The organism is Blattabacterium cuenoti (assembly GCF_014252355.1).
Taxonomy (GTDB): Bacteria; Bacteroidota; Bacteroidia; order Flavobacteriales; family Blattabacteriaceae; genus Blattabacterium; species Blattabacterium cuenoti_AD.
The window spans coordinates 122,563-149,502 of record NZ_CP059217.1 but is presented as its reverse complement, the minus strand read 5'-3'; the positions used below and the strand labels follow the sequence as shown (position 1 = coordinate 149,502).

At 25.0% G+C, this 26,940-nt stretch carries 21 protein-coding genes and 1 tRNA gene; 5 read left to right on the top strand and 17 right to left on the bottom strand.

The window, feature by feature from the left end; all coding sequences use genetic code 11:
* Positions 1-3: 3 nt before the first annotated feature.
* From purE to ruvB, 5 genes are read right to left on the bottom strand one after another with little or no spacing between them, the layout of a single operon-like run.
* A complete protein-coding gene (gene purE / locus H0H38_RS00705) occupies positions 4-486 on the bottom strand; it encodes a 5-(carboxyamino)imidazole ribonucleotide mutase (RefSeq protein ID WP_185872868.1) in 483 nt (160 codons plus the stop codon).
* Positions 487-500: 14 nt separating this feature from the next.
* The gene (locus tag H0H38_RS00700) at positions 501-4,235 is read right to left on the bottom strand and encodes a phosphoribosylformylglycinamidine synthase (RefSeq protein ID WP_185872867.1); all 3,735 of its coding nucleotides are present in this window, start codon (positions 4,233-4,235) and stop codon (positions 501-503) included.
* 14 nt (positions 4,236-4,249) lie between these two features.
* Complete coding sequence (gene purB, locus H0H38_RS00695; protein ID WP_185872866.1) at positions 4,250-5,662, bottom strand: adenylosuccinate lyase; 1,413 nt, start codon at positions 5,660-5,662, stop codon at positions 4,250-4,252.
* Between the two features lie 11 nt (positions 5,663-5,673).
* Entirely contained in the window at positions 5,674-6,984 is a 1,311-nt protein-coding gene (locus tag H0H38_RS00690; protein WP_185872865.1) for an adenylosuccinate synthase, read from the bottom strand.
* Positions 6,985-7,025: 41 nt separating this feature from the next.
* On the bottom strand, positions 7,026-8,003 hold the full coding sequence (gene ruvB / locus H0H38_RS00685) for a Holliday junction branch migration DNA helicase RuvB (RefSeq protein WP_238785416.1): 978 nt from the start codon (positions 8,001-8,003) through the stop codon (positions 7,026-7,028).
* Between the two features lie 94 nt (positions 8,004-8,097).
* Here ruvB and H0H38_RS00680 point away from each other — a divergent pair, with 94 nt between their 5' ends.
* Positions 8,098-10,260 carry a carboxy terminal-processing peptidase gene (locus H0H38_RS00680; RefSeq protein ID WP_185872864.1) on the top strand — a complete coding sequence of 721 codons (2,163 nt, stop codon included), beginning with the start codon at positions 8,098-8,100 and terminating at the stop codon, positions 10,258-10,260.
* Between the two features lie 12 nt (positions 10,261-10,272).
* Here the strand turns inward: H0H38_RS00680 and gyrA are convergent, their stop codons facing one another.
* The 5 genes from gyrA to H0H38_RS00655 all read right to left on the bottom strand — a co-directional run bounded on the left by gyrA (position 10,273) and on the right by H0H38_RS00655 (position 16,122).
* Complete coding sequence (gene gyrA / locus H0H38_RS00675; protein WP_185872863.1) at positions 10,273-12,738, bottom strand: DNA gyrase subunit A; 2,466 nt, start codon at positions 12,736-12,738, stop codon at positions 10,273-10,275.
* A gap of 44 nt (positions 12,739-12,782) precedes the next feature.
* On the bottom strand, positions 12,783-13,862 hold the full coding sequence (gene aroB / locus H0H38_RS00670) for a 3-dehydroquinate synthase (protein WP_238785415.1): 1,080 nt from the start codon (positions 13,860-13,862) through the stop codon (positions 12,783-12,785).
* Between the two features lie 255 nt (positions 13,863-14,117).
* Positions 14,118-14,540, bottom strand: a complete 423-nt coding sequence (locus tag H0H38_RS00665; RefSeq protein WP_185872861.1) for a nucleoside deaminase — start codon at positions 14,538-14,540, stop codon at positions 14,118-14,120.
* Positions 14,541-14,581: 41 nt separating this feature from the next.
* Complete coding sequence (locus H0H38_RS00660; protein ID WP_185872860.1) at positions 14,582-15,187, bottom strand: 50S ribosomal protein L25; 606 nt, start codon at positions 15,185-15,187, stop codon at positions 14,582-14,584.
* Positions 15,184-16,122, bottom strand: a complete 939-nt coding sequence (locus H0H38_RS00655; protein ID WP_185872859.1) for a ribose-phosphate diphosphokinase — start codon at positions 16,120-16,122, stop codon at positions 15,184-15,186. The genes H0H38_RS00660 and H0H38_RS00655 overlap by 4 nt, the downstream gene beginning before the upstream one ends.
* A gap of 55 nt (positions 16,123-16,177) precedes the next feature.
* Here H0H38_RS00655 and H0H38_RS00650 point away from each other — a divergent pair, with 55 nt between their 5' ends.
* The gene (locus H0H38_RS00650) at positions 16,178-16,972 is read left to right on the top strand and encodes a thymidylate synthase (protein ID WP_185872858.1); all 795 of its coding nucleotides are present in this window, start codon (positions 16,178-16,180) and stop codon (positions 16,970-16,972) included.
* Positions 16,973-16,984: 12 nt separating this feature from the next.
* Here H0H38_RS00650 and thrC read toward each other — a convergent pair whose 3' ends face one another.
* Genes thrC through thrA form a run of 3 tightly spaced genes read right to left on the bottom strand, consistent with a single transcriptional unit; the run spans position 16,985 to position 21,726 of the window.
* On the bottom strand, positions 16,985-18,316 hold the full coding sequence (gene thrC / locus H0H38_RS00645) for a threonine synthase (RefSeq protein WP_185872857.1): 1,332 nt from the start codon (positions 18,314-18,316) through the stop codon (positions 16,985-16,987).
* Position 18,317: 1 nt separating this feature from the next.
* Positions 18,318-19,271, bottom strand: a complete 954-nt coding sequence (locus H0H38_RS00640) for a homoserine kinase (RefSeq protein ID WP_185872856.1) — start codon at positions 19,269-19,271, stop codon at positions 18,318-18,320.
* A gap of 4 nt (positions 19,272-19,275) precedes the next feature.
* On the bottom strand, positions 19,276-21,726 hold the full coding sequence (gene thrA / locus H0H38_RS00635; RefSeq protein WP_185872855.1) for a bifunctional aspartate kinase/homoserine dehydrogenase I: 2,451 nt from the start codon (positions 21,724-21,726) through the stop codon (positions 19,276-19,278).
* A 185-nt stretch (positions 21,727-21,911) separates the two neighbouring features.
* On the opposite strand from thrA, the gene H0H38_RS00630 reads away from it, so the two are divergent.
* Both H0H38_RS00630 and ureC read left to right on the top strand, forming a co-directional pair.
* Complete coding sequence (locus H0H38_RS00630) at positions 21,912-22,529, top strand: urease subunit gamma (RefSeq protein ID WP_185872854.1); 618 nt, start codon at positions 21,912-21,914, stop codon at positions 22,527-22,529.
* A 19-nt stretch (positions 22,530-22,548) separates the two neighbouring features.
* Positions 22,549-24,258 carry an urease subunit alpha gene (gene ureC / locus H0H38_RS00625; protein ID WP_185872853.1) on the top strand — a complete coding sequence of 570 codons (1,710 nt, stop codon included), beginning with the start codon at positions 22,549-22,551 and terminating at the stop codon, positions 24,256-24,258.
* A gap of 26 nt (positions 24,259-24,284) precedes the next feature.
* On the opposite strand, the gene H0H38_RS00620 is transcribed toward ureC, so the two are convergent.
* A tRNA-Leu gene (locus H0H38_RS00620) sits at positions 24,285-24,371 on the bottom strand.
* 1 nt (position 24,372) lies between these two features.
* Entirely contained in the window at positions 24,373-24,672 is a 300-nt protein-coding gene (locus H0H38_RS00615; protein WP_317168657.1) for a deoxycytidylate deaminase, read from the bottom strand.
* 117 nt (positions 24,673-24,789) lie between these two features.
* Between H0H38_RS00615 and H0H38_RS00610 the strand changes: the two genes are divergently transcribed.
* Complete coding sequence (locus tag H0H38_RS00610; RefSeq protein ID WP_185872852.1) at positions 24,790-25,569, top strand: TrmH family RNA methyltransferase; 780 nt, start codon at positions 24,790-24,792, stop codon at positions 25,567-25,569.
* 13 nt (positions 25,570-25,582) lie between these two features.
* Here H0H38_RS00610 and H0H38_RS00605 read toward each other — a convergent pair whose 3' ends face one another.
* Positions 25,583-26,098 carry a ribonuclease HI gene (locus H0H38_RS00605; RefSeq protein WP_238785414.1) on the bottom strand — a complete coding sequence of 172 codons (516 nt, stop codon included), beginning with the start codon at positions 26,096-26,098 and terminating at the stop codon, positions 25,583-25,585.
* Entirely contained in the window at positions 26,085-26,834 is a 750-nt protein-coding gene (locus H0H38_RS00600) for a lysophospholipid acyltransferase family protein (RefSeq protein ID WP_394798861.1), read from the bottom strand. Before H0H38_RS00600 ends, H0H38_RS00605 begins: the two co-directional genes overlap by 14 nt.
* Positions 26,835-26,940: the final 106 nt, after the last annotated feature.

Genomic DNA, 26,940 nt, shown 5'->3' with positions numbered 1-26,940 from the left:
TAATTATTTTTTGATGTTTTTAATCAAATTTTTTTTATTTTCTATTCTAAATCTTATTAAAGATGTTTGTACATTTTTATCTTTTATAGATAAAATATGTACTGCTAATAATGCAGCATTATATGCATTGTTTATCCCTACAGTAGCTACTGGAACACCTTTAGGCATTTGCAATATAGACATAGTAGCATCCAGCCCTCCCAATAATCCATTATCAATATTATAAATCGGGACGCCAATCACAGGTATAATTGTTGTTGATGCAATTATACCTGGAAGATGTGCAGATAAACCAGCCCCAGCTATAATTACATCTGTTTTTCTTTCATTTTCAATTTCTTGAATTTTTTTATATAATACATCCGGTAAACGATGAGCTGAAATAATATAAGTTGTGTTTTCAATATTAAACTGATTTAACGTATTTTCTGCTACATTCATAATTTTTTTATCTGAGTGACTGCCACAAAAAATTAATACTTTCATAATAACAAAATTTTTTATACAAAATATTCTACTGCATTTTTAAAAATAGAATCTTCATTAATAATATTAGGAATATTTTTTAACAATCCATGTTTAAAACGTTCTGGATGAGTCATTTTACCATAAATTTTTCCATTTTCATTTAATAATCCTTCTACTGATTGAAGTGATCCATTAGGATTGAATGCTTTGTCTAAAGTAGGAGTTCCTTGAAAATTTACATATTGAGTGGCTATTTGATTTTTTTTGAATAGAATGTCAGTAATTTTTTTATTAGCATAAAATCTACCTTCTCCATGAGATAATGGCTGAATATAAATTTTATTTTTCATTCCTTTTAACCATGGAGAATTATCAGAAATTACTTTAATTCTAACACATTGAGAAACATGTTTACCTAATTCATTATAAGTTAAAGTAGGAGATTTATAATTTCTTAATTGTATTTTTCCATATGGTAATAATCCTGATTTTATCAGGGCTTGAAATCCATTACATATACCTAATATTAAACCATCTTTATTTAATAAAAATTCAATGGTTTCTTTTATATATTGATTGTGTAAAATAGATGTTATAAATTTGCCAGCACCATCTGGTTCATCTCCATAAGTAAATCCACCACAAATCATTAATATTTGTGATGATTTGATATTATTTTTTAATTCTTGTATAGAATCAATAAGATCTTTATATTTTAAATTTTTAAATATGGAAGTTATTACTATAGCACCTTCGTTTTCAAACGCACGTATAGATTCTAATTCACAATTAGTACCAGGAAAAATCGGGATAAATACTCTTACTTTCACTTTATATTTAAAACTTGTTTTATTCTCTCTTTTATTAATTTTTGTATTATATAATACATAATGTTTATTTACATTATTTTTTCTATTTGCTTTGTTTTTTACCAAAAATGAATTATTATAAATAGGATTTAATGTTTTTTCCCAATTTAAAATTGCTTCTTCTATATTAATTTTCACTGAATTAAAGTTAAGATATTTAGAATCGACAATTTTTCCTATAAGAATAAATTCTTTATTTTCTAAAGTAGAATTTGCTTCTAGAATTAATGATCCTATATGGGTTTCAAGTAAATGATGTGTATTTGAATTAATCACAACTCCTAAACGATTTCCAAATGCCATTTTAGAAATAGCTATAGCAATTCCACCTTCTTTGACTGTTTGAGCAGAAATAATTTTACCTGAAACAATTTCTTTATGAATTTTGATATATGCATTTTTTATTGACTGAAAATCAGGCATTTCATCATTATTTTTTGGTTTATGATGATATAAATATATTTTATTTCCTACCTTTTTAAATTCAGGAGATATGATATTTACAGAAGATCCAATACAAACACCAAAAGCTACAAAAGTTGGTGGAACATGTATATTTTGATATGTTCCTGACATACTATCTTTTCCGCCAATAGATACTATTCCTAGTTCTTTTTGAGCTTTATATGCACCTAACAAAGAGGCAAAAGGAATCCCCCATTTACTAGGATCATTTTCTAATTTTTGATAATATTCTTGAAAACTCAAATATGTGTGTTTATAATTTCCTCCCATAGAAACAATTTTAGAAATACATTCTATTATAGCATAAGCTCCCCCATGTAATGGACTCCACAAAGAAATATCTGGATGATAACCCCAAGAAGCTAAACTAACAGTATTAGTTTCTCCATTAAGAACTGGTATTTTATGAACACTGCCTTCTGATGGTGTCATTTGAAATTTTCCTCCAAATGGCATTAAAACTGTAGTACCACCAACAGTACTATCAAACATTTCTACTAAACTTTTTTGAGAAGCTACATTTAACTTAGATATAGTGTTTAAAAATGTGTATTTATTAAATATCACATTTTTTGATTGTTTGAATGGAGAAATGGTCAAAGGAGAATTTATATGTACTATTCTTTTTTTTTCAACTCCACCACTATTCAAAAAATCACTTTTTAAATTTAATACTTGTTTTTTTCTATGATAAAAAATTATTCTTTTGTTATTCATAACAGTAGCTATAGGAATAGCTAGTAAATTTTCTTCATTAGCAAAATGAAGAAAATTTTTTAAATCAGATGGATCTAAGACTATTGCCATTCTTTCCTGAGATTCTGATAAAGCTAGTTCAACAGGTGTAAAATTGGTAAATTTTTTTTTAACAGGAATTTTATCTAAATATAATTCTATACTATCACATAATTCTCCAATTGCTACAGATGCGCCTCCAGCACCAAAATCATTGCACTTTTTAATCAATGATGTTACTTTTTTTTTTCGAAATAATCTTTGAATTTTTCTTTCTGTTATTGGATCTAATGTTAATTTTGAAATCAAATTATTTTTTAATATATTTTGTGATATATTATGTTCTTTTTTGGAAGAATCGGTAGCACCACCTATGCCTTCTTTGCCAGTTAATCCTCCTAATAATACAATAATATCACCTGGTTGTGGAGTTTTTTGATTTACATAATTAACTGGAACAGCGCCTATTACCATTCCTATTTCCATTCTTTTTGCTATAAAGCCTTCGTGATATATTTCATTTATGTGACTTGTGGGCACCCCAATTTGATTTCCATAAGAACTATATCCATAAGCAGAATCTCTACATATTTTATATTGTGAAATTTTCTTATTATTACTATATAATAATGTCTTATTAATAGTTGGATTGGCAGCTCCACTTAGTCTAATAGATTGATACACAAAAGCTCTTCCAGATAAAGGATCACGAATAGCACCTCCTATACAAGTTGCGGCCCCCCAAAATGGATTAATTTCTGTAGGATGGTTATGAGTTTCATTTTTAAATAGAAGATACCATTTTTCTATATTTTTTTTACCAACAATATCTACATCGATCAATATTGTACATGCATTATTTTCCTTAGATACAAAATGATTTGAGTGTCTTTTTTTAAGTAATATTTTTGATGGTAGTGTTGATAGTTCCATTAAATTTGGAAATGATTTTTTATCAACACAATATTTCCTACGATCTTTTTGATATTCATCAAAAATTTTATGATATGTTTTTTTTAAACATCCAGTAAATTGAATATCAATTAAAGAACTTAAAAAAGTTGTATGACGACAATGATCTGACCAATAAGTGTCTAAAACTCTTAACTCTAATTCTGTAGGATTACGACGTTCTTCATAACGAAAATATTTTTGAATAAATAGTAAATCATCAATATCTATAGAAAAATCAAAGTATTGATGTAGATTCTTTATTTCATAATAAGTTAAATGTATAAAATTAATACTAGATGGTATATTATTTTTTTTTTTCTTTTTTTTTGTAGTTGTATAACTACAGTAGTTTTTTATTGTAAAAAAATCTTTTTTATTTTGAATTCCAAATAATTCAATTAATTTTCCAGTTTTAACTCTAATCTTAGATTGTGGATAAATGATTTTTACGCATTGTGTAGCGGCTTCAGCTCTGCAATTATATTCACCTATATTATATTCAAAATATGGATTTAATAAATTGATATTTGTATACAAAACATCCGTTACAGGATCTACAAAGACTTTGTATAGAATATCTTTAAAAAAGATCGATTTATTTGTTACATTTAATATGTCGTAAGTTTGATAAACGATAATTTTATATAAGCTTGATATCTTAAAAAGATTTTGTAATTCTTGATACAATTCTTTGGAATAAATATCAAAACAATTTTTTTTCTTTATATAAATTTTTAGATTCATAATGATTGGACGAATTAATCCAATAAATAATGAAACTTATTTAAAATAGGATTAATATGATTTTCAATAAATTCTATAACTTGAATAGAAGCAAACCCTATAAATATATTTGGATTTAACATTTGTTTTATTTTATTTTCATTCACTGGTATATTTTTATCATTTATAATTCTTTGAATAAAATTATTTTTTTTTCCTTTTAATTTAATTTCTTTATTTACCTCCATAGAATGGGTCCTAATTCTTTCATGAATATCTTGTCTATCTGCTCCATGTTTAACACTTTCTACAATAATATATTCTGTGATAAAAAATGGAAGTTCTTTATTAATATTTTTTGCAATCATTTTAGGATATACAATTATTCTTTCCATAATGTTATTCCATATTATTAAAATTGCATCTACTGATAAGAAAGATTGTGGAATAACTAATCTACGATTAGCAGAATCATCTAACGTTCTTTCTAACCATTGTGTAGCAGCAACCATTTCTGAACTATGAGATAAAGACATTACATATTTAGATAAAGAAGATATTCGTTCACTCAATATAGGATTTCTTTTATATGACATGGCACTGGATCCAATCTGATTGTCTTCAAAAGGTTCTTCTAGTTCTTTTAAATTTTGTAGTAATCTTACATCATTACTAAATTTATGAGCAGATTGGGAAATATTAGACAATAAATTTAATATTTGTGTATCTACTTTTCTATCATAAGTTTGACTTGTTATTGGATACACTTGATTAAATCCAAATTGTTTTGATAGTTCTATTTCCATTTTTTTCACCTTATCCAAATTACCGTCAAATAATTCTTTAAAACTAGCAGATGTACCAACTGTACCTTTTGCACCTCTAAAAAAAAGATTTTTTAATCTAAATTCTAATTCTTGTAAATCCATAAGCAAGCTATGGATCCAAGTAGTAGCTCTTTTTCCAACAGTAGTTAATTGTGCTGGTTGATAATGAGTAAACGCTAAAGTAGGAATTTTATGATATTCTAAAGCAAAATTTCTAAGTTTAAAAATAACTAAAATTAATTTTTTTAAAATTATTTTTAATCCGTCACGAATAATAATGAGATCTGTATTATCCGTTACAAACGCACTGGTAGCACCTAAATGAATAATAGGTTTGGCTAAACTTGCTTGTTCTCCAAAAGCATATAAATGAGCCATTACATCATGCCTAAATTTATTTTCATAACAGGAAACTATATTCCAATTGATGTCATTGTTTTTTAAACAAGATTGTAAATTTTTTATTTGTTCATTGGTGATATTGATCCCTAATTTTTTTTGTATTTCAGCTAAAGCAACCCAAAGTTTTCTCCAAGTCAAGAACTTTTTTTTTGGAGAAAAATTATAAATCATTTCTTTACTGCTATATCGTTCAACTAATGGATTTTTATATTCGTTCACAAAAGTAATTTTTATGAAAAAATCTTAAAAAATAAAGATTTATTTTTAATAATATTTTGATTTCGTTCAGTTCCAACAGAAATCAATAAAATATTCAAATTTAAATATTGTTCAATAAAGTTAATATATTTTTTACAATTTGTAGGTAAATTATCATAATCAGAAATATCCGAAATATTATGATTCCATCCAGTAAACTCTACATATGTAGATTCTATATTTTGTTCTTCAACATTTTCTAAATCTGCTGGAAAATTTTTTAATTTTTTTCCATTAATTGTATATCCTACTCCTACTTTAATAATATCCAGTTCGCTTAAAACATCCAATTTAGTAATAACCAATCCATTAATTCCGTTAATCATACAAGAATATTTTAAAGATAATAAATCTAACCATCCACATCTTCTTGCTCTATTAGTAGTTGATCCATATTCATAGCCTACTTTTCTTAACACATGTGCTATTTTCGTATCCTGAATTTCTGTAGGAAAAGGCCCATGACCTACACGAGTGCAATAAGCTTTTGCTACACCTATAAAATTATTTAAATAATTTGGAGGAATTCCAACTCCTGAACATACCGATCCTGTAGATGTAGAAGAAGTTGTGACATAAGGATATGTTCCATAATTAATATCTAAAAGCATAGCTTGTGCGCCTTCAAAAATAATTTTTTTTCTTTTTTTAAATGCATTATGAATTTCATAAACAGAATCTATAATTCTAGGAGAAAGTACTTTATAGTACTCTATATATTCTTCATAAATTAATTTAAAAGATAAAGGATCACGTTTATATATTTTTGTAATAATTTGATTTTTATAATGAAGAACTTGTTTTAATTTTTTATAAAATGTTTTTAAGTTAAAAAAATCTAATATACGAATTCCGATTCTTCCAATTTTATCTTCATATGTTGGCCCTATTCCTCGTCTAGTTGTTCCAATTGATTTATCCCCTAAATATTCTTCAATATATTGATCTAATAAATAATGATATGGCATAGTTACATGTGCTCTTTTTGCTAAAAACACTTGTGAAGTATTTATTCCTATTGATTCCAATTTGTTTAATTCTTTGATTAAAGATTTAGGATCTACTACAACACCTGGACCAATAATACATTTAATCAAAGGATGAATAACTCCAGACGGTATTAGATGAAGTATAAAATGATGATTTTTAATATGTATAGAATGTCCAGAATTATTACCTCCTTGATAACGAACAACATAATCTGAATTTTCAGACAATAAATCAGTAATTTTTCCTTTTCCCTCGTCTCCCCATTGGAGTCCAACAATAACATTTGAAGGCATAATCAATTTATTTTTATTTATAATAATAACAAAAATAATACTTAATATCTAGTTTTTTTTAAATGTCTATAAGCTAATTTTGTAGCAATTCTTCCTCTAGGAGTTCTTATTAAATAACCTTCTTTAATTAAAAAAGGTTCATAAACTTCTTCAATAGTATTTGAATTTTCACTGATAGCAGTTGCTATTGTTTTGATTCCAACAGGACCTCCTTCAAAATGATCAATAATATATGTAAGAATTTTATTATCCATTTCATCTAACCCATATTTATCTACATGTAATGCTTTAAGACTAAAATTACAAATATTGCTATTAATAATTCCAGTTCCTTTTATTTGTGCAAAATCACGAACTCTACGAAGTAAGTAATTTGCAATTCTTGGTGTTCCACGACTTCTATCAGCAATTTCAAAAGAAGCTTTTTCAGTAATTGGTATATTTAATATTTTGGCACTTCTATGGATAATATTTTTTAAATATATTTTTTTGTAATAATTAATACGTATATTAATTCCAAAACGAGAACGCATAGGAGCTGTTAATAATCCAGCTCTTGTAGTAGCACCTATTAACGTAAAAGGTGATAAATCAATTTGAACAGATTTTGCTTTAGATCCAGAATCTATAATAATATCTATTTTATAATTTTCCATAGCAGAATATAAATATTCCTCTACTATAGGAGAAAGACGATGAATTTCATCTATAAATAATACATCATTTAAATTTAAGTGGATTAGAACTCCTGCTAAATCTCCAGGTTTATCCAAAATAGCTCCAGATACTTCTTTAATATTTACTCCCAATTCATTAGCTACAATATTAGCAAGTGTAGTTTTTCCTAACCCTGGTGGTCCATGAAATAAAATATGGTCTAATGCTTCGTTTCTTACCTTAGCAGCTTGAATAAAAATCTTCAAATTGGATAAAAGATCCTCTTGCCCAAGAAAATCTTTAAATCCTTTTGGAGTCAAAGACTTTTCTACACAAGACACGTTATATATTTTTTTTTTCAAAATTTTATAAAATCATTATATTTTTTATTATTATTGTTATCTTTATATTTAACAAATTGTTGATTAAAATCATTTGAATTGTGATTACATTGTTATGTTACATAATTTTATTCCATTTTTACATAAAAAATATAATTTTTTTAAAATTAGATATATAATTATTATATGTTCATGTTTGATTTTATTAAATTTTTGTTACAAATATAAAAAAGAAAAACAACTAGAGGACAATCAACACTTAATATTACAAATCATATACAAAACATTAAGTATCTTACATTTTAATCCTATTAAGATTGATAATAATTTTTCAATCAAAGTATATAATAATTATTTAAATAATTTAGATGATAATAAATTATTTTTTATACAAAAAGATTTAAACTATTTATCTTTTTATAAAGATAAATTAGATGAATTTTGGAAAAATGGAGATCCTACATTTTTTAATGTATCAATAAAATGTTTTTACAACAAAATCAATAAAATTGATAAATTTTGCTCTAAAATATTAAAATATCCTTTTAATTTTGAACAAAAAGAGATATTTAGATTTGAAAATGAAAAAATTTCTTATCCAAAGGATGTAAATGATTTAGAAAACAAATGGCGAAAATATTTAAAATATCTTGCTATGATTAAAATATTTGAAACCATTAATCCAAAAATTGATTATTCACTAAATGATATAAAAAATATTTTTCAAAAAAATGAGGAATGGAGTAGAAAAAAAGTAAAAGAAGATATACAAGAATATTTCAGAAAATTAAAAATTCAAACAGTAGAAGATTGGTTTTCTAAATATGTCAATATAATGACTAAATTATATGATCCTCATACAAATTATTTTTCTACTAAAGAAAAAGACGAATTTGATTCTAATATATCAGGGTCACTAGATGGAATTGGGGCTGAATTGAAAGATGATAAAGGGTACGCAACTGTAGTAAATATTATTCATGGTGGACCTGCTTGGAAAAGCAAAAAAATAGAAATTGGTGATAAAATTATTAGAGTATCTAAAAATCTTAATTCACCATCTAAAAATATTATAGGAATGTTATTAGAAAATTCTATTCGTCTTATAAAAGGTAAAAAAAATACAAAAGTTAAGTTAACCATTTTAAAGAAAAATGGATTGGTGAAGGAAGTAATACTAACCAGAGATACTATTAAAAAAGAAGACACATTTGCAAAATATGCAATTATATTAGATAACAATAAAAAAAAATATGGATTAATATATTTACCGGAATTTTATTTTAATCCTGATAATAAACATGATAGAACTTCAGCAAGAGATATTAAAAAAATTATTAAATATCTAAAAACAAAAAAAATCAAACATTTAATTCTTGATATTAGAAATAATGGAGGTGGATCGTTAGATGATGTGGTTAAAATCGCTGGATACTTTTTAGGAAAAACTCCGATAGTTCAAATAGGATTTTCTAATGGAAAAACACGAATTATAAAAAGTTATGAAAAAAATATTCTTTGGAAAGGGCCATTAATAATTATTTCAAATGAATTTTCTGCTTCTGCATCCGAAATTCTTGCAGCTTCTATTAAAGATTATAAAAGAGGAATTATTGTGGGTAGTAAACAAACATATGGTAAAGGAACTGTTCAAATGTTTTACCCTTTAAAATCATTTTGTTTACAAAATCTAGGATCATTAAAAGTTACTATTAATAAATTTTATAGAGTTAATGGATGTTCGCCTCAAAAAAAAGGAGTAAAATCAGATATTGTTATTCCAATTCCATTTAATCATTCTTTAAAAATGATAGAAATAGAAAGAGAAATAAACAAAGAAAAACAAGATAATACTATTAAATGGGATTGTATTCCTCCAGTTTCTCACAACTTTTGGAAATATCCAATTAATATTCAAAAAATTAAATTAAAAAGTATGCAACGTTTTAAAAAATATACTAATATAATCAATCATTATAATAAATTATTAAATTTATATAGTCAATATTTTTTAAACAAACAATATATTTCATTAAATTGGAAAGATTTTTATAATGAAAATATAAAAATAGAAAAAATTAATAACGATTTACAAAAATTAAATAATTATATAAATTATCATTTGTCATCCATATATAATAACGTAAATTACAAAATTATTAATTCAAAAGAACCAAAATTGTGTAAAAAATTGTTAAAAGATATTTATATAGAAGAATCTATTCATATTTTTCAAGATATTGATAAAATACAACACAACAAAAAAAAACATAAGTAATATATAATTATTTTAAGTCGTAGTAACTTTATCTACATCCGCTATAGAATCATGATTTTTTAAATTAATCAATTTTACACCTTGAGTATTTCTTCCCATTATTCTAATATCCAAAATGGGTATCCGGATTATGACTCCAGATTTTTTAATAATCATAAGATTATCTTTATCTGTTACATCTTTTATTGCAATTAAAGATCCTGTTTTTGAAGTAATCTTAATTGTTTTTATTCCTTTTCCTCCACGATTAGTAGTACGATATTCAGTTATATAAGATCTTTTTCCAAATCCTTTTTCAGATACTACCAACAAACATATTTTTTGTTTGTTATCTTGATTGTTTTTTACACAAATCATTCCAATAACGTAATCTTGATTATGCTTAAAATGTATCCCAATTACACCAGAAGAATTTCGTCCAGTAGAACGAATATTTTTTTCTGAAAACCGAATAATTCTACCACTTTTTACTGCAATGAAAACATGACTATTACCCTGAGTTAAAATAGCTTCTAATAAAGAATCACCTGGACGTATTACAATTGCATTAATTCCGTATTTCCTAGGACGTGAATAATGTTCTAAAGAAGTTTTTTTAACAATACCTTTTTTAGTTACCATTATTACATAATAATCTTTAATATATTTTGTATTTTTTAAATCACCAGTTAATATATAAGCATTTACCTTATCGTCTTGTTCTAAATTAATCATATTTTGTATTGCCCTTCCTTTAGAAACTTTAGATCCTTCTGGAACTTCATATACTCTTAACCAAAAACATTTTCCTTTTTCTGTAAAAAGAAGAATATACTGATGATTTGTGGCTATAAGAATATGTTTAAAAAAATCTGTTTTTTTAGAAACTAAAGCACCTATATTTCCAACACCACCTCTTCCTTGAAGTTTGTATTCTGATAAAGAAGTTCTTTTTATATATCCAGCATGAGAAATAGTTAATACTACTTGTTCATTTTCAATTAAATCTTCTATATTTGTTATTTTATCATAATAGTTAATTTTGGTACGACGTTGATCGTGGTATTTTTTAGTGATTTCTTTTAACTCTTGTTTAATTATATCCATTCTGATATAATCTATTGCCAAAATTTTTTTCAAATTATCTATTTCTTGTACTGAATGATCATATTCTATTTTAATTTTATTAATTTCTAATGAAGTGAAATTTTGTAATTTCATATCTAAAATAGATTTTGATTGATGTTTAGATAAATTGAATTTATTCATTAATATTATAATAGCTTCATTTTGATCTTTAGCGCTTTGAATTAATTTAATCATTTGATCTAAATTATTTTTTATAGATAATATGATTATAAACCCTTTTAAAATATGTACTCTATTAGTTATTTTTTCTAATTCATATTTTGTTCTACGAATAATTACATTTTCTCTATGATCTACAAAATGTTGAATAATTTCTTTAATATTTAATTGTACTGGTTTTCCATTAACTAATGCTATAGCATTGACATTAAAAGAAGTTTGTAAAGATGTATGTTTAAATAAATTATTTAATAATATATTGGGATTATAATTATGTTTTAATATATAAACAATTCTTAATCCATTTCTATCTGATTCATCTCTTATTTGAGAAATACCTTCCATATTACCTTCTTTCATTAATTCTACAGTTCTATTGATCATTTCTGCTTTGTTCACTTGGTAAGGTATTTCATCTACTATAATGCATTTTTTGCCATTTATTTCTTCAAAATGAAACTTTGCTCGTAATATTATACGTCCTTTTCCAGTATAGAAGGATTTTTTTACTCCATCATATCCATAAATAACTCCACCAGTTGGAAAATCAGGAGCTTTAATATATTTTATAATTGTTTCTATAGATATATTTCTATTATCTATATATGCACAAATAGCTTGAATAGTTTCTGTTAAATTATGAGGAGGCATATTAGTAGCCATACCCACAGCAATTCCTGATGTTCCGTTTATCAATAAATTAGGAATACGTGTAGGTAAAACTTGTGGTTCTTCTATTGAATCATCAAAATTTAATTGCATATTCACCGTTTCTTTTTTGATATCTAATAACATTTCTTCAGCTATTTGTTGCATTCTAACTTCTGTATAACGCATAGCTGCAGGGGGATCACAATCCATTGACCCGAAATTTCCTTGTCCATCTATCAAAGGATAACGTAGATTCCATTTTTGTGCCATTCTAACCATTGTTTCGTAAACAGAAATATCTCCATGTGGATGATATTTTCCTAATACTTCTCCAACAATACGAGCAGATTTTTTATAAGATTGATTATAAAATATTCCTAATTGATACATTCCATAAAGTACTCTTCTATGTACAGGTTTTAATCCATCTCTAACATCTGGTAGGGCTCTAGCTACAATAACAGACATAGAATAATCTATGTAAGACGATTTCATTTCATCTTCAATATTAATAGATATTAATTTGTTTTCTTTTTTCATTTGGTAGAAAATTACAATATTTTAAATAAAGTAGTAGTAGTTATTCAATCATTATTAGTTTTAACTTGAAAGAAACTTTCTTTTATTAATGAAACTGGAACTGGACAATCATAAGAACAATGTCCTATTTGTTTTAATAATGAAAATAAAAATTTATTATTTTTATTTTTTTTATCATGTTCCATAATTAATAATATATCATTTATTTCATTATTAGATAGTTGATTTATTATCTTTTGTAAAGAATATTTTTTTAACAGATAATATTTTATTTCTTGATAATCATCGATAGGTAAATCATTTATTTTGTATGATATCCATGATTCGTAAATCATACCCATAGCTATTGCTACTCCATGTAATAAATGTTTTCTATTTGTATTATCCATAAAAAAACTTTCTAATGCATGTCCTATAGTATGTCCAAAATTTAAAATTTTTCTCAATCCAATTTCTGTAGGGTCTTTTTCAACTATTTTATTTTTTATTAAAATAGATTGATAAATTAAATTTTGTGTAGGAATAATATTATCATATAATAATGTTTTGTTCAAGGTTATCCAAAAAGTTCTATCAAAAATTAATCCATGTTTGATCATTTCTGCTTGTCCTGATATTATTTCATGTTTTGAAAGAGTTTTTAAAAAATTAGGATCAATTATTAATAATTCAGGATGATAAAAAGTTCCTATTTCATTTTTAATATATCCAAAATTGATTCCAGTTTTATTTCCAATAGATGCATCAACCATACCCAATAATGTTGTAGGAATATTAATAAATCTAATTCCTCTCTTAAAGACAGATGCAGAAAATCCTCCAATATCTGTAATAACACCTCCTCCTAAATTAATTAATAAACTACTTCTAGTAGCTTTAAATTTTTCAAAATTTTTCCAAATGAAAATGCAAGTATTTAAATTTTTTTCTTTTTCTCCTGGTGATATTTTAATAATATGAGATGTATCTAAAAACTTTATATAAGATCTTAAAATAGGAAAACAATGTTTATAAGATAAATCATCTACTAATATGAATAAATTTTTACCATAATAATATAGTTGATTTTTATTCAGTAAATATTCATATAATTTATGATATCCATCTTCATTAAAATATATCATTTTATTATTATGATGCATCATATCTTGTTATATTCACATTACATTTTAATCAATAAAATAGAAAATTTTGTATAACCAAAAAATTAAAAAAATAATAGCAATTATTATGAATAATATATTTGGGATCCAACCTAAAGCATTAATTAATTTAAATAAATAGCTCATAATAGCAAAAATAAAAGTAAATATTTGAATACTAAAAAATAAATTATTTTATTAATCCATGTCAAAAATTTGTAAAATTAATAGATTTTATTAATAAGTTCTTTTAAAGAAAAAAAAACTTTTTATAATACAACTACATTCATTTTTCATAATTCCAGATACAAATTTTGTCTTGGGATGAAGTTGTAATCCAGTAGAAGTAGATAAAAAACCTCTTTTAACATTTTTTGCTCCACAAACTACTCGTCCAATTTGTGAAAAAAATAACGCACCAGCGCACATGATACATGGTTCAAGAGTTACATATATAGTACATTCTTTAATGTATTTCTTTTTAAGAAAATTAGATGCTAACTTAATTACTAATAATTCTGCATGTGCTGTAATATCATTTAAAGTTTCTGTTAAATTATGTGCTCTAGCAATCACTAAATCATTACAAGTAACAACTGCGCCTATTGGAACTTCATCTTTAGTAAAAGCAATCATAGCTTCTTTAAGTGCAAGTTCCATAAATTTAAAATCCTTTTTATTATTATTATTATTTTTGATATTTATTTACTTTCTTTTTTGTTTTTTTCTAATGTTTCTTCTTTATTATCAATTATACGTGTTGGTTTAACTTTTGCAATCAGTGTATTCATAGAATGCAAAATTATATATTTTTTATTTTTATAAATATCTTTAACTACAATTTTATCTCCAATATCTAAATTACTAATATCAAATTCTATATATTCTGGACAAAATTTTGGTAAAGTTTTTATTTTTAATTTTCTTATTAATGAATAATACACTCCTCCTTTAGCAATTCCAATGGATCTTCCAACAGATTTAATGGGAATATCTAAAATGATTGGTTTATTTTCATTAATTTTAAAAAAATCTACATGTATTATGTTATCACTAACAGGATCAAATTGAATTTCTTTTTTAACAGCTGTGATTTTTTCTTTTTCACCTTCTATTTCTAGCAAAATATAATATATATTAGATTGATATATAAATTTGTTCATAGAATTTAAAGATATTGAAAATGGTATGGGAATATCTATATCTTTTCCATATAAAATGCAAGGAATATCTCCATATTTTCTAATCAATTGTGATGCTTTTTTCCCTATATGTCTTTTTTTACCATATACATTTATATATTTCATATAATAAATTTATTACTTATAGATTCTTCATTATGTACAGATTTCATAACCTCTGCAAATAACGGAGCACAAGATAATACTTTTATTTTATCTATTGGATTGTTATTATTTATGGGAATAGTATCCGTTACTACCAATTCTTTAATATAAGAGTTTTTTATTTTATTATATGAATTTCCAGATAAAATAGGATGTGTTGCGATAGCTCTAACACTTTTTGCCCCTTGTTGTTGAATAAGATTAGCAGCTTCAGTCAGAGTTCCAGCAGTATCTACTATATCATCTATTAATATAATATTTTTTCCTTTTACATCCCCAATTAAATTCATAAATTCAATTTCATTTGCTTTTTTTCTTTCTTTATAACAAATAACTACATTTGTTCTTAAGTACCCAGCATAACTTCTGGCTCTTTTTGCTCCCCCCATATCAGGAGAAGCAATAGTTAATTGATCCATATTCAAATTTTTTATATATTCAATAAATATTCTAGAAGCATATAAATGATCCACTGGTATATCAAAAAATCCTTGAATTTGATCTGCATGTAAATCCATAGTCATAACTCTAGTTGCACCTGATGCAACTACTAAATTTGCAACTAATTTAGAAGCAATGGGAGTTCTAGGTCTATCTTTATGATCTTGTCTTGCCCATCCAAAATATGGGATTACTAATGTAATATTATGAGCAGAGGCCCTTTTGGCGGCATCACACATTAATAATAATTCCATTAAATTATCTACTGGAGGAAAAGTAGATCCAATTAAAAAAACTCTAGCCCCACGAACTGATTCTTCAAAAGAAAGTGTATATTCTCCGTCACTAAATTCTAAAAAATTTATTTTTCCTAAAAACTGACCATAATAATAAGCTATATGTTTTGATAATTGTAATCCACTTCTTGTAGAAAAAAAGAGAACCTTTTGATTCATATTTAATTTTTTTATCTTTTTATCACAAAAATACTCAAGAATTAAAAATTTAATAATGAAACAGTATCTAAATTTATTAAGACAAGTATTAAAAAAAGGAACAAAAAAAGTAGATCGTACCGGAATAGGTACAAAAAGTTTATTTGGACCTCAATTAAAATTTGATTTAAATAAAGGATTTCCACTGATAACTACAAAAAAATTAAATATCAAAGCAATTATTTATGAATTATTATGGTTTTTAAAAGGGAAAACTAATGTAAATTATTTAAATAATAAAAAAGTATTTATTTGGAATAAATGGGCTAATGAAAATGGAGATCTTGGCCCAATATATGGATTTCAATGGAGAAAATGGCCAACATATGATGGAAAATTTATTGATCAAATAGACAAGGTTATAAATATGATTAAATTTAATCCTGAATCAAGACGTATAATAGTTTCTTCTTGGAATGTAGGGATGATTCAATACATGAAATTACCTCCATGTCATATTATGTTTCAATTTTACGTAAATCAAGAAGAATTATCTTTACAATTATATCAAAGAAGTGCAGATTTATTTATTGGATTGCCTTTCAATATTGCGTCTTATGCTTTATTACTTATAATGATATCTCAAATTGTACATTTAAAAGCAAAAGTATTAATTCATACTATTGGAGATGCTCATATTTATAATAATCATATAGAACAAACTAAAATTCAGCTTCAAAGAAAACCAAAAAAATTGCCCAAAATGATTATCAATCCTTATAAAACAAATATTTTAGATTTTAAATTTAAAGATTTTGAATTAAAAGATTATAATCCTTATCCTCATATTAAAGGAGATGTTGCTGTATAAATAAATAGATGGTTAATTTTTTCGTTTAATTAACCAGTTTTTAAAAGTATTAAAATTTTTAGTAATAGATATTGTATTTTTTTTTCCTATTTTTTTATTAAAAAAATTTGTTGGTTGTAAACCAAGTATTTGTTTTTGTAATTTAATAGGCATTTTATCAAAAAATTTAACAGGATGAGCCGTTTCCAAAAAAATATAACTTTCTGAAGTAGTATGATATTGAGTATTTTTAATATATTGTTGTAATCCTAAATAACCAATAGCTCCATGTGGATCTAATATATATTTATATTTTGTACAAACCATATTAATTATCGATAATGTTTCTTTATCTGTGAATGGATATGCTATTAATTTATTTTTTAGTTTATTCATATTTTTGCTATATAAATTCCATATTCTAGCAAAATTACTTGGATCAGATATATCCATTGCATTTGATATAGTTGGTTTAGATATAAAAGGGTGATATGTTCCAGATTTTAAAAATCTTGGAATAGTGTCATTAATATTAGTAGAAGCAATAAAATATTTAATAGGTAATCCCATTTTTTCTGCAATCATTCCTGAAAATATATTCCCAAAATTTCCACTAGGAACTGAAAAAATAATATTTTTATTTTTTTCGATATTTATTATTTGTTTATATGCTAAAAAATAATATACTATTTGTGGAATCCATCTCGCTATATTAATTGAATTTGCAGAAGTAAGATTATATATCTTTTGAAGATCAATATCTAAAAATGCTTTTTTTACCAGATTTTGACAATCATCAAAATTTCCTTGTATTTCTACTGAAAAAATGTTTTTACCTAAAGTGTTAATTTGTTGTTCTTGCAACTTACTTATTCCTTTAGATGGATATAGAATAATTACTTCAGTTCCATCAATTTTATGAAATCCTTTAGCTACTGCACCCCCAGTATCTCCAGAAGTAGCAACTAAAACTGTTAAAAATCCACATTTTTTGATTTTATAAAAATAATTTAAACATTCTGACATAAACCTAGCTCCAATATCCTTAAACGCTAAAGTTGGTCCATTAAATAATTCTAAAACATAAATATTATCATTAATCATTTTAAGTGGAATATCAAAATGAAAAGTATTTATTATCATTTTATATAATAAATCATCTGGTATATCTTTACCAACAAATGGTTTAATGACTTTCATTGCAATAGTATATATATCATGTTGATATATATTTGATATAAAATTGTCATTTAATAAAGGAATTTGTTCAGGAAAAAATAATGTTCCATCTGTTGCTAAACTTTGTAATACTGCTTCTTTAAAAGAAGCTATATATTTTTTATTATTTAAACTATAAAACAACATATTATTGAATAATTTTTATACACTGAACTCCTTTTTTATTAATAGGAGAAGTATAAGTTTGATAATCTATTCTTAAAGGATCATATACTCTATTCATCATTTCTGTAACTTTTTTTGCTGTAGAATTCCCTTTACTTAGCATAAATACTGATGGGCCGGATCCTGAAATACCTCCACCTAATGCTCCTATTTCTTTGCATCGAATTTTTAATTCGTAAAATGCTGGAATTAATATTGCTCTGATAGGTTCTACAATAAAATCTTCTAAAGATCTACTAATTAATTCGTAATTTTCTTGATATAACCCAGCAACTAATGCACCAATATTTCCCCATTGACGTATAGCATCTGTCATCAATATTTTTTGTTTTAAAATAGTTCTTGCATCTGAAGTTTTAATTTCAATTTTAGGATGTATAATGCTAACCCATAATTCTCTTGGACAATGCAACTTAGTAATGTCTAATGGTTGGTAACTTCTTACTAATGTAATTCCTCCTAAAAGAGCAGGTGATACATTATCAGCATGTGCTGTTCCACTAGCTACGCGTTCTCCTTCCATTGCAAAACGAATGAGTTGCATTGTATTAAAAGGATTGCCTAATAAAATATTTGCTCCAAAAACCACTCCAGCAGCACTAGCTGCGCTAGACCCAATTCCACTTCCAGGATGAATATTTTTAATTAATTCCAATTCAAATCCTATTATTTGTTCATTTTGTTTGTTGTTTTTATTGTATTTATTTAATAATGCTTGTAAAGCAACAAACGCAACATTTTTATTTGGATTTGGTGGTAATGTTGATCCATATATTCTATTCATTCTAATTCCTGGATAATTAGATTTATATAAAAAAATTTCATCAAATGGAAATTGTAGTGATAATCCTAATATGTCAAACCCACAACCCAAATTAGCTACAGTTGCAGGTGATAATATTTTTATTCCGTTCATATTTTTATTTAGTAGCTTTGATAATATCCGAAAGAACACCAGAAGCTGTTACTTCAGCTCCAGCACCTGCTCCCTTTATAATTAATGGTTGTTTTGCATAACGAGAAGTATAATATAATACCATATTATCTTTTCCTTCTAATTGATAAAATGGATGATGTTTTGGAACATATTCTAATCCAACAGTTGCTATTCCTTTTTCATAACGTGCAATAAAACGTAATCTTTGTTCTTTATTTTCGGCTTGTATTCGGATTTTAATAAAATAATCTTTATACTTATGTAATTCTTGATAAAAAATATTAATAGATTGTGCATTTAAACAACTTTCAGGTAAAAAAGATTTTTTTCTAATATCACTTAATTCTAAAGGACTTCCACATTCTCTTGCTAAAATAAGAATTTTTCTCATTACATCTAATCCATTTAAATCTATTCTTGGATCTGGTTCTGTGTATCCTTTTAATTGTGCTTCTTTAACTACTTCTAGAAAAGTTTTATTTTCTACAAAATGATTAAAAATAAAGTTTAAACTTCCAGATAATACAGATTCTATTTTATGAATTTTATCTCCACTGTTTATAAGATCGTTTAAAGTACTTATTACGGGTAAACTTGCTCCAACATTTGTTTCAAATAAAAATGGAGATTGAAAATGTCTAGCAAGATTTTTTAATTTTTTATAATATTCATAATTAGAAGAACAAGCAATTTTATTACAAGTAATAACGCCAATTCCATTTTGTAAAAATTTTTCATAAGTCATTGCCATCTCTTCGCTGGCTGTATTATCTACGAATAAACTATTTCTAAAATTAAATTTCCAAACTTTATTTATAAAAGAACAGATATTCATGGAATTTACATTATTTTCAAGATGATTTTTCCATTGCGATAAATCAATACCTTCTTTATTAAAAAACATTTTTTTACTATTTGCCAATCCAATAATTCTAACTTGTAATTTTAATTTTTTAAGAAGATAATTTTTTTGTTTAAAAAGTTGTTCTAATAGTTTACTACCCACTTTTCCTACTCCACAAATAAAAAGATTAATTTGTTTTGGAGGCCTTTCAAAGAATGCTTCATGCAAAGTATTTAAAGCTTTTTTAAAATCAGTTTTTTTAATAACTACTGAAATATTTTTTTCTGTAGACCCTTGAGCTATTGCTCTAACATTTATACTATTTCTTCCTAGAGCTGAAAACATTTTACCACTAGTTCCATGAAGATTTTTCATATTATCACCCACTACAGCAATGATACATAAATCTTTTTCTATCCTTAAAGGATAAATACATTTTTGGTGTATTTCTTTGGAAAATTCACTATCTATAACAGATTTAGCTTTTATTACATCTAAATCATGTATACCTGTTGTAATTGAATGTTCTGAAGAACTTTGTGTAATAAAAATAACATTAATTTGTTCTCTTGATAAAGCTTCAAATAGACGTTTTGAATAACCTGGAATTCCTATCATACCACTGCCTTCTAAAGTCAGTAACGATACAGATTGAATGCCAGATATCCCAGTTACTGGTTGAGTTATATTAATATTTTTATTAACATAAATTAAAGTTCCTTGGTCCATTGGATAAAAAGTATTCTTGATCTTAATAGGAATATTTTTTTTCATTGCTGGTTGTATAGTAGGAGGATAAATAACTGTTGCTCCAAAATGAGATAATTCCATAGCTTCTTCATAAGAAATTTCTTGAATAGGAAATGCTTGATTCACTATTTTTGGATTTGCGGTCATCATTCCACTAACATCAGTCCAGATTTCTAAAAAACTAGCAGAAATAGCAGCTGCTAAAATAGAAGCTGTATAGTCAGACCCACCTCTTCCAAGAGTAGTGGTTTCATGTTCTATTGTTGACCCTATAAATCCTGGTAACACAATATATTTAGAAGTTATTTCTTCATTAAAAAATTGAACAATATGATGATTGCTTGTGATAAAATCAACTTGTGCACATCCAAATTGAGCATCAGTAATAATTAAATCTCGACTATCTTTACAAATTGCATCTAATCCAAATTGTTTTAGTTTTTCTGCAATTAAAAAAGAAGAACTTAGTTCTCCAAAACTCATTATTTTATCTAAAGATCTTTTTGATAATTCTTCTACTTGGAAAATTCCATCACATAAACATTCTAAATTATTAATCTTTTTTTTTATACAACTAATTAAATGACTTTGATCAGAAATTGGAAATAATTCTCTAATCATATTTAAATGACGCATTTCTATTTTTTCTATAATATTTTTATATATATTTTTTCTTTTTGCAGCAAATATTCCACATTGTATTAACTGATCTGTAATGTTTTCCAAAGCAGAAACTACAATTGCATATTTTCCTTCAATTTTTTGTTCTAATAAATAACAAATACGTTTAATTGAATCTGCATGAGCAACAGAACTCCCTCCAAATTTTAAAACTTGCATTTTTTATAAAAATTTTCCAATTATTTGTCTGATAGAAACAGAAACAAAAATAAGTATAATTAAAAAAAATTTAATTTTTTATGTAAAAAAATTAAAATATTGCAAACATAGTTTTTATAAATTAAATTAAATACAAAATGAAATAAAATTATTTATTTTTGATAAAAAATAAAATTGTCTGATTTATGCATTTAACTTTTTATGAGAAAGAAAAACTTCTTCTTCATATGGCTGGAATATTAGCAATAAATCGTTTAAACAGAGGATTAAAATTAAATTATCCAGAATCTATAGCATTAATTACACATTATGTAATGGAAGGTGCACGTGATGGCAAAATGATAAAAGATATAATATATGAAGCAAAAAATATTCTTTATGATGATCAAGTAATGGATGGTATTGATGAACTTATTAAAGATATTAAAGTAGAAGCTACTTTTCCAGATGGAACCAAATTGGTAACAATTCATGATCCGATCAAAAAAAGAAATTCAAAAGTACCAAGTAAAAAAATTATACCAGGAGAGTATCATTTACTTGAAGATGAAATAACATTACTGCCTAATAGACATAGAATAACAAGAATTGTATCAAATAAAGGAGATAGACCTATTCAAATAGGATCTCATTTTCATTTTTACGAAACTAATTCCATGTTATTTTTTGATAGAAAAGGAACTGAAGGTTATAGATTAGATATCGCTGCTGGAAGATCTATTCGTTTTGAACCAGGAGAAATTAAAGAAATTTCATTAGTCAAAATGGGAGGTAATAATAAAATTATTGGATTTTCCAAATAAAAAATTATATACATATAATATGACAAAAATGAATAGAGAGTCTTATTCTAAAATGTACGGACCTACTAAAGGAGATAAAATTAGATTAGGTGATACGTCATTATGGATTGAAATTGAAAAAGATTATACAGTATATGGTGATGAATGTGTTTTTGGAGGTGGAAAAGTAATTCGAAACGGAATGGGACAAAATGCATTAGCAACTAAAGATAATGGTATTTTAGATTTAGTATTAACAAATGCTATTATTATTGATCATTGGGGTATTATAAAATCTGATATTGGAGTAAGAAATGGATTAATTGTTGGAATTGGTAAATCTGGTAATCCAGATATTATGGATGGTGTTCATGATAATATGCATATTGGATCAGGTACGGAAGTTATCTCAGCAGAGAATTGTATTGTGACATCTGGAAGTGTAGATTGTCATGTACATTATATTTGTCCTCAATTATTTGAAGTGGCATTAGAAAATGGAACAACAACTATAATTGGAGGGGGAACAGGTCCTGCAACAGGAAGTATTGCAACCAATTGCACATCTGGAGTTTGGAATATTCAAAATATGTTTCATAGTACTGATCATATTCCTATTAATTTTATGTTTTTAGCATGCGGAAATAGTTCTAATCCTATTGCTTTAGAAGAACAAGTATTATATGGGGCAGGTGGATTGAAAATACATGAAGATTGGGGGAGCACTCCATCTGTAATTAATCAATGTTTAAAAATATCAGATAAGCTAGATATTCAAGTTAATATTCATACAGATTCATTAAACGAATCAGGTTATGTAGAAGATACTTTAAAAACATTCAATAATAGAACTATTCATACTTATCATACAGAAGGAGCAGGTGGAGGACATGCTCCAGATTTATTAAAAGTAATATCTCATTATAATATTTTACCTTCATCTACAAGTCCAACTATTCCTTATACTTGTAATACAATTGATGAACATTTGGATATGCTTATGATATGTCATCATTTAGATTCTAATCTACCAGAGGATGTTTCTTTTGCAAAATCGAGAATTCGATCTGAAACAATTAGTGCAGAAGGTGTATTACATGATTTAGGAGCTATCAGTATGATTAGTTCAGATTCTCAAGCTATGGGAAGAATAGGAGAAATTGTAAAAAGAACTTGGCAAACGGCAGATAAAATGAAAAAAGAAAGAGGAGCATTGGGTGATGATTATAAAAATGAAAATGACAATATAAGAGTTAAAAGATATATTTCAAAATATACTATTAATCCTGCAATAACTCATGGTATATCCAATTATGTAGGATCAATTCAAATTGGAAAAATGGCTGATTTAGTAGTTTGGAAACCTGCTTTTTTTGGAGTCAAACCTGAATTAGTAATTAAAAGTGGAATGATTGTATATGCTAGTCTTGGCGATCCGAATGCTACTATTCCAACTCCTCAACCATTTATGTATAGAAAAATGTTTGGATTTTTTAATCCAAAATTAAGTAGCGTTTTTATTCCCATATCTGCTATTAATAATGGATTTATAGAAAAAAATAAGATTAATAAAACATTAAAACTTATTCAAAACTGTCGTAATTTATCTAAAAAAGATATGATATTAAATGGAGAAATTCCAAATATAGAAATAGATCCAATTAATTATAGTGTTTATATAGATGGTAAAAAAATTGAATCTAACCCATCCTATATTTTACCTCTTTCTCAAAAATATTTTTTATTTTAATTAAATAATAGTTAATAGTTTAATAGTACCCAGAGCGGGATTTGAACCCGCATGATATAATAAAAATCACTGAAGTTTGAGTTCAGCGCGTATACCGATTCCGCCATCTGGGTGTTAAATAAATTTTTTAATCAAAATGTTGGATTTTTTAAACAATATTAATTGTTCTTCTATATTGTTATTTTCATATAAATATACTATTCTTTTAATTTTAGATTGATAAATTAATTTACTACATTCTTTACATGGAAAGTGTGTAATATATAAACAAGAATTTTTACATGATAATGATGAATAAGATAATTTTAAAATTGCATTAGCTTCTGCATGTAACACATACCATTTTGTGTCTCCATTTTTATCCTCACATAATTTATCAAATCCTTCTGGAGTATTATTATAACCATTTGATATAATTTGATTATTCTTAACAAGAAGAGCTCCTACTTTTTTTTTTTACAAAAAGATAGTGTAGATAATTTTATTGCAATTTTTAAAAAAATTTCATCGTATTTTTTATTTATTTTCATTATGGACAAAATAGTAAAAAATATAAAAATAAAAAAATTAATAAAAACTTATAAAAATAACAACAAATTATTCTTTGTTGAAGGAATTATGGAATTTAAAATGGCTATTAAAGGAAATTATATCCCCAACAAAATACTTATTTGTAAAGATATATTTGATAATTATAATATTATAAAGTCATTTAATTCAATTATTATTTTTATTAGTTTAAATATTTTTCAAAAACTAGTATATAGAAAAAATTCAGGAGGAATTATTGGAATTTTTCAAAAATTAATTTTAAAAACAATACAAAATATTATTCCTCCTAAAAATTCTTTAATTGTAATATTAGATGGAATTGAAAAACCAGGAAATTTAGGAGCAATATTGAGAACTGCAGATTCTGCTGGAGTTAATTTTATTATATGTTGTAATTTACAAACATCTATATTTAATACCAATGTAATTAGATGTAGTTTAGGAAGCGTGTTTACTCAACAAATAATGATAGAAGATAAAAAATTAATTTTAGATTGGTTAAAACAACATAATATTGAAATAGTTTCTACTAGCACAAATTTAAAGTCTACAAATTTATACGACACTTATTTTGCTTCTTCTTCTTCTTTAGCTATTGTATTAGGATCAGAAAATAAAGGATTATCTAATGATTGGTTAAAAAAATCTAATAAAATAATAAAAATTCCTATGTTTGGATTTATAGATTCTCTTAATGTTAGTAATGTATTTTCTATTATTATATATGAAATAATAAGGAGAAAAAAATACATTATCTAATTTAATCAAAAAATTATTTTTTTTGTTGTTCATAAATATAATCTATTTTTAATTTTTTGTTTTTAGAAGCCATTTCAGCTAGACGATCACAATAATCATTAATATAATGAAATCCATGTGATTTCATCCATTGAAAAAAAATAAAATGTTTTTTAAATACTTTAAAAAAACGAATCCATAAATCAATATTTTTTTTATTTTTAAAATTATTTTGTTTCCATTCATAAATCCAATTTTTGTTAATTGGATTGATTATGTATTCAGAATCTGTAAAAACAGTAATATTTTGTTTATTTTTTGGGATTTTTTCTAATCCAACTATAACAGACAATAATTCCATTCTATTATTAGTAGTATAACGATATCCTTCAGATATAATTTGTCTTTTATAGTGTTTTCTTTCTAAAAATTCTATAAATATAGCATATCCACCAGGTCCTGGATTACCTTTAGAAGAACCATCTGTATATATATGTATTTTTTTTCCTGTATTAATATTATTATTTATTGCTCGTTCAAGATTTTTCACTATAAAATTGTTCCAATTGAAATTTTATTAAATTAAAACATTTTTGTTTTAAAATATTTTTTTCTTTTAAAGAAAAATGTTTAGTAGAAATAGAATGATGTTGTTTAATTCTTATTTTTCCTGGTTTTCCTTTTAATAATGAAAATCTAGGAAACTTGGTTTTGATATCAGCTATTGTAAATGTAACAATAGGAATTTGTTTTATTATAGCAATAGCAAACGCTCCACTTTTAAAATTTCCCAAAAAAATAGATGGATTTGGAACCCCACCTTCTGGAAAAAGACAAATACTTTTTCCTGAATCTATTTGATGTTGTATTGTTTTAAAAACTTGTTTACAACTTGATAAGCTTTTTCTATCTAATAGAATATTACTTTTTTTATAAACAAATCCAAAAAATGGTAATTTGGCTAATTCAGCTTTTCCCACAAATACTAAAGGATGATTTCTCATTAAAGAATAAATTAACATAATATCCATAATAGAAGTATGATTGCTAATTATAACGTATTGTTTATTTTTATCTAATATTTCTTTATCAGTTTCTAATACATACCAAAATCCCATTAAAAATAGATTTGATCTAGCCCACATTTGATGAAACCAATAAACTATTGGATAATTCTTTTCATTAAATAAAAAAGGAATTGAAGCTCCAGCCCAAAAAGGAACTAATATAATATTAATTAATAAAAACCAAATATGCCATAAAAAAATTAATAAACTGTAAATCAATAACTTAATAAAATTACTAATGATAAAAAAATTTTTTTCATTTCAAATAAAAATTTATAACTTTTTTTGTTTAAAAACAAACAGTATAGCTAAATATTTTTTTCCA

Bases quoted from the DNA above. Each gene is read 5' to 3' on its own strand.
- H0H38_RS00655 (WP_185872859.1), bottom strand. From the start codon at position 16,122: ATGAATCAAAAGGTTCTCTTTTTTTCTACAAGAAGTGGATTACAATTA.
- H0H38_RS00690 (WP_185872865.1), bottom strand. From the start codon at position 6,984: ATGCCTTCAAATGTTATTGTTGGACTCCAATGGGGAGACGAGGGAAAA.
- H0H38_RS00700 (WP_185872867.1), bottom strand. From the start codon at position 4,235: ATGAATCTAAAAATTTATATAAAGAAAAAAAATTGTTTTGATATTTAT.
- H0H38_RS00630 (WP_185872854.1), top strand. From the start codon at position 21,912: ATGCATTTAACTTTTTATGAGAAAGAAAAACTTCTTCTTCATATGGCT.
- gyrA (WP_185872863.1), bottom strand. From the start codon at position 12,738: ATGAAAAAAGAAAACAAATTAATATCTATTAATATTGAAGATGAAATG.
- thrA (WP_185872855.1), bottom strand. From the start codon at position 21,726: ATGCAAGTTTTAAAATTTGGAGGGAGTTCTGTTGCTCATGCAGATTCA.
- H0H38_RS00650 (WP_185872858.1), top strand. From the start codon at position 16,178: ATGAAACAGTATCTAAATTTATTAAGACAAGTATTAAAAAAAGGAACA.
- H0H38_RS00610 (WP_185872852.1), top strand. From the start codon at position 24,790: ATGGACAAAATAGTAAAAAATATAAAAATAAAAAAATTAATAAAAACT.
- H0H38_RS00640 (WP_185872856.1), bottom strand. From the start codon at position 19,271: ATGAACGGAATAAAAATATTATCACCTGCAACTGTAGCTAATTTGGGT.
- H0H38_RS00680 (WP_185872864.1), top strand. From the start codon at position 8,098: ATGTTACATAATTTTATTCCATTTTTACATAAAAAATATAATTTTTTT.
- ureC (WP_185872853.1), top strand. From the start codon at position 22,549: ATGACAAAAATGAATAGAGAGTCTTATTCTAAAATGTACGGACCTACT.
- H0H38_RS00665 (WP_185872861.1), bottom strand. From the start codon at position 14,540: ATGGAACTTGCACTTAAAGAAGCTATGATTGCTTTTACTAAAGATGAA.
- aroB (WP_238785415.1), bottom strand. From the start codon at position 13,862: ATGATATATTTTAATGAAGATGGATATCATAAATTATATGAATATTTA.
- thrC (WP_185872857.1), bottom strand. From the start codon at position 18,316: ATGTTGTTTTATAGTTTAAATAATAAAAAATATATAGCTTCTTTTAAA.
- H0H38_RS00660 (WP_185872860.1), bottom strand. From the start codon at position 15,187: ATGAAATATATAAATGTATATGGTAAAAAAAGACATATAGGGAAAAAA.
- purE (WP_185872868.1), bottom strand. From the start codon at position 486: ATGAAAGTATTAATTTTTTGTGGCAGTCACTCAGATAAAAAAATTATG.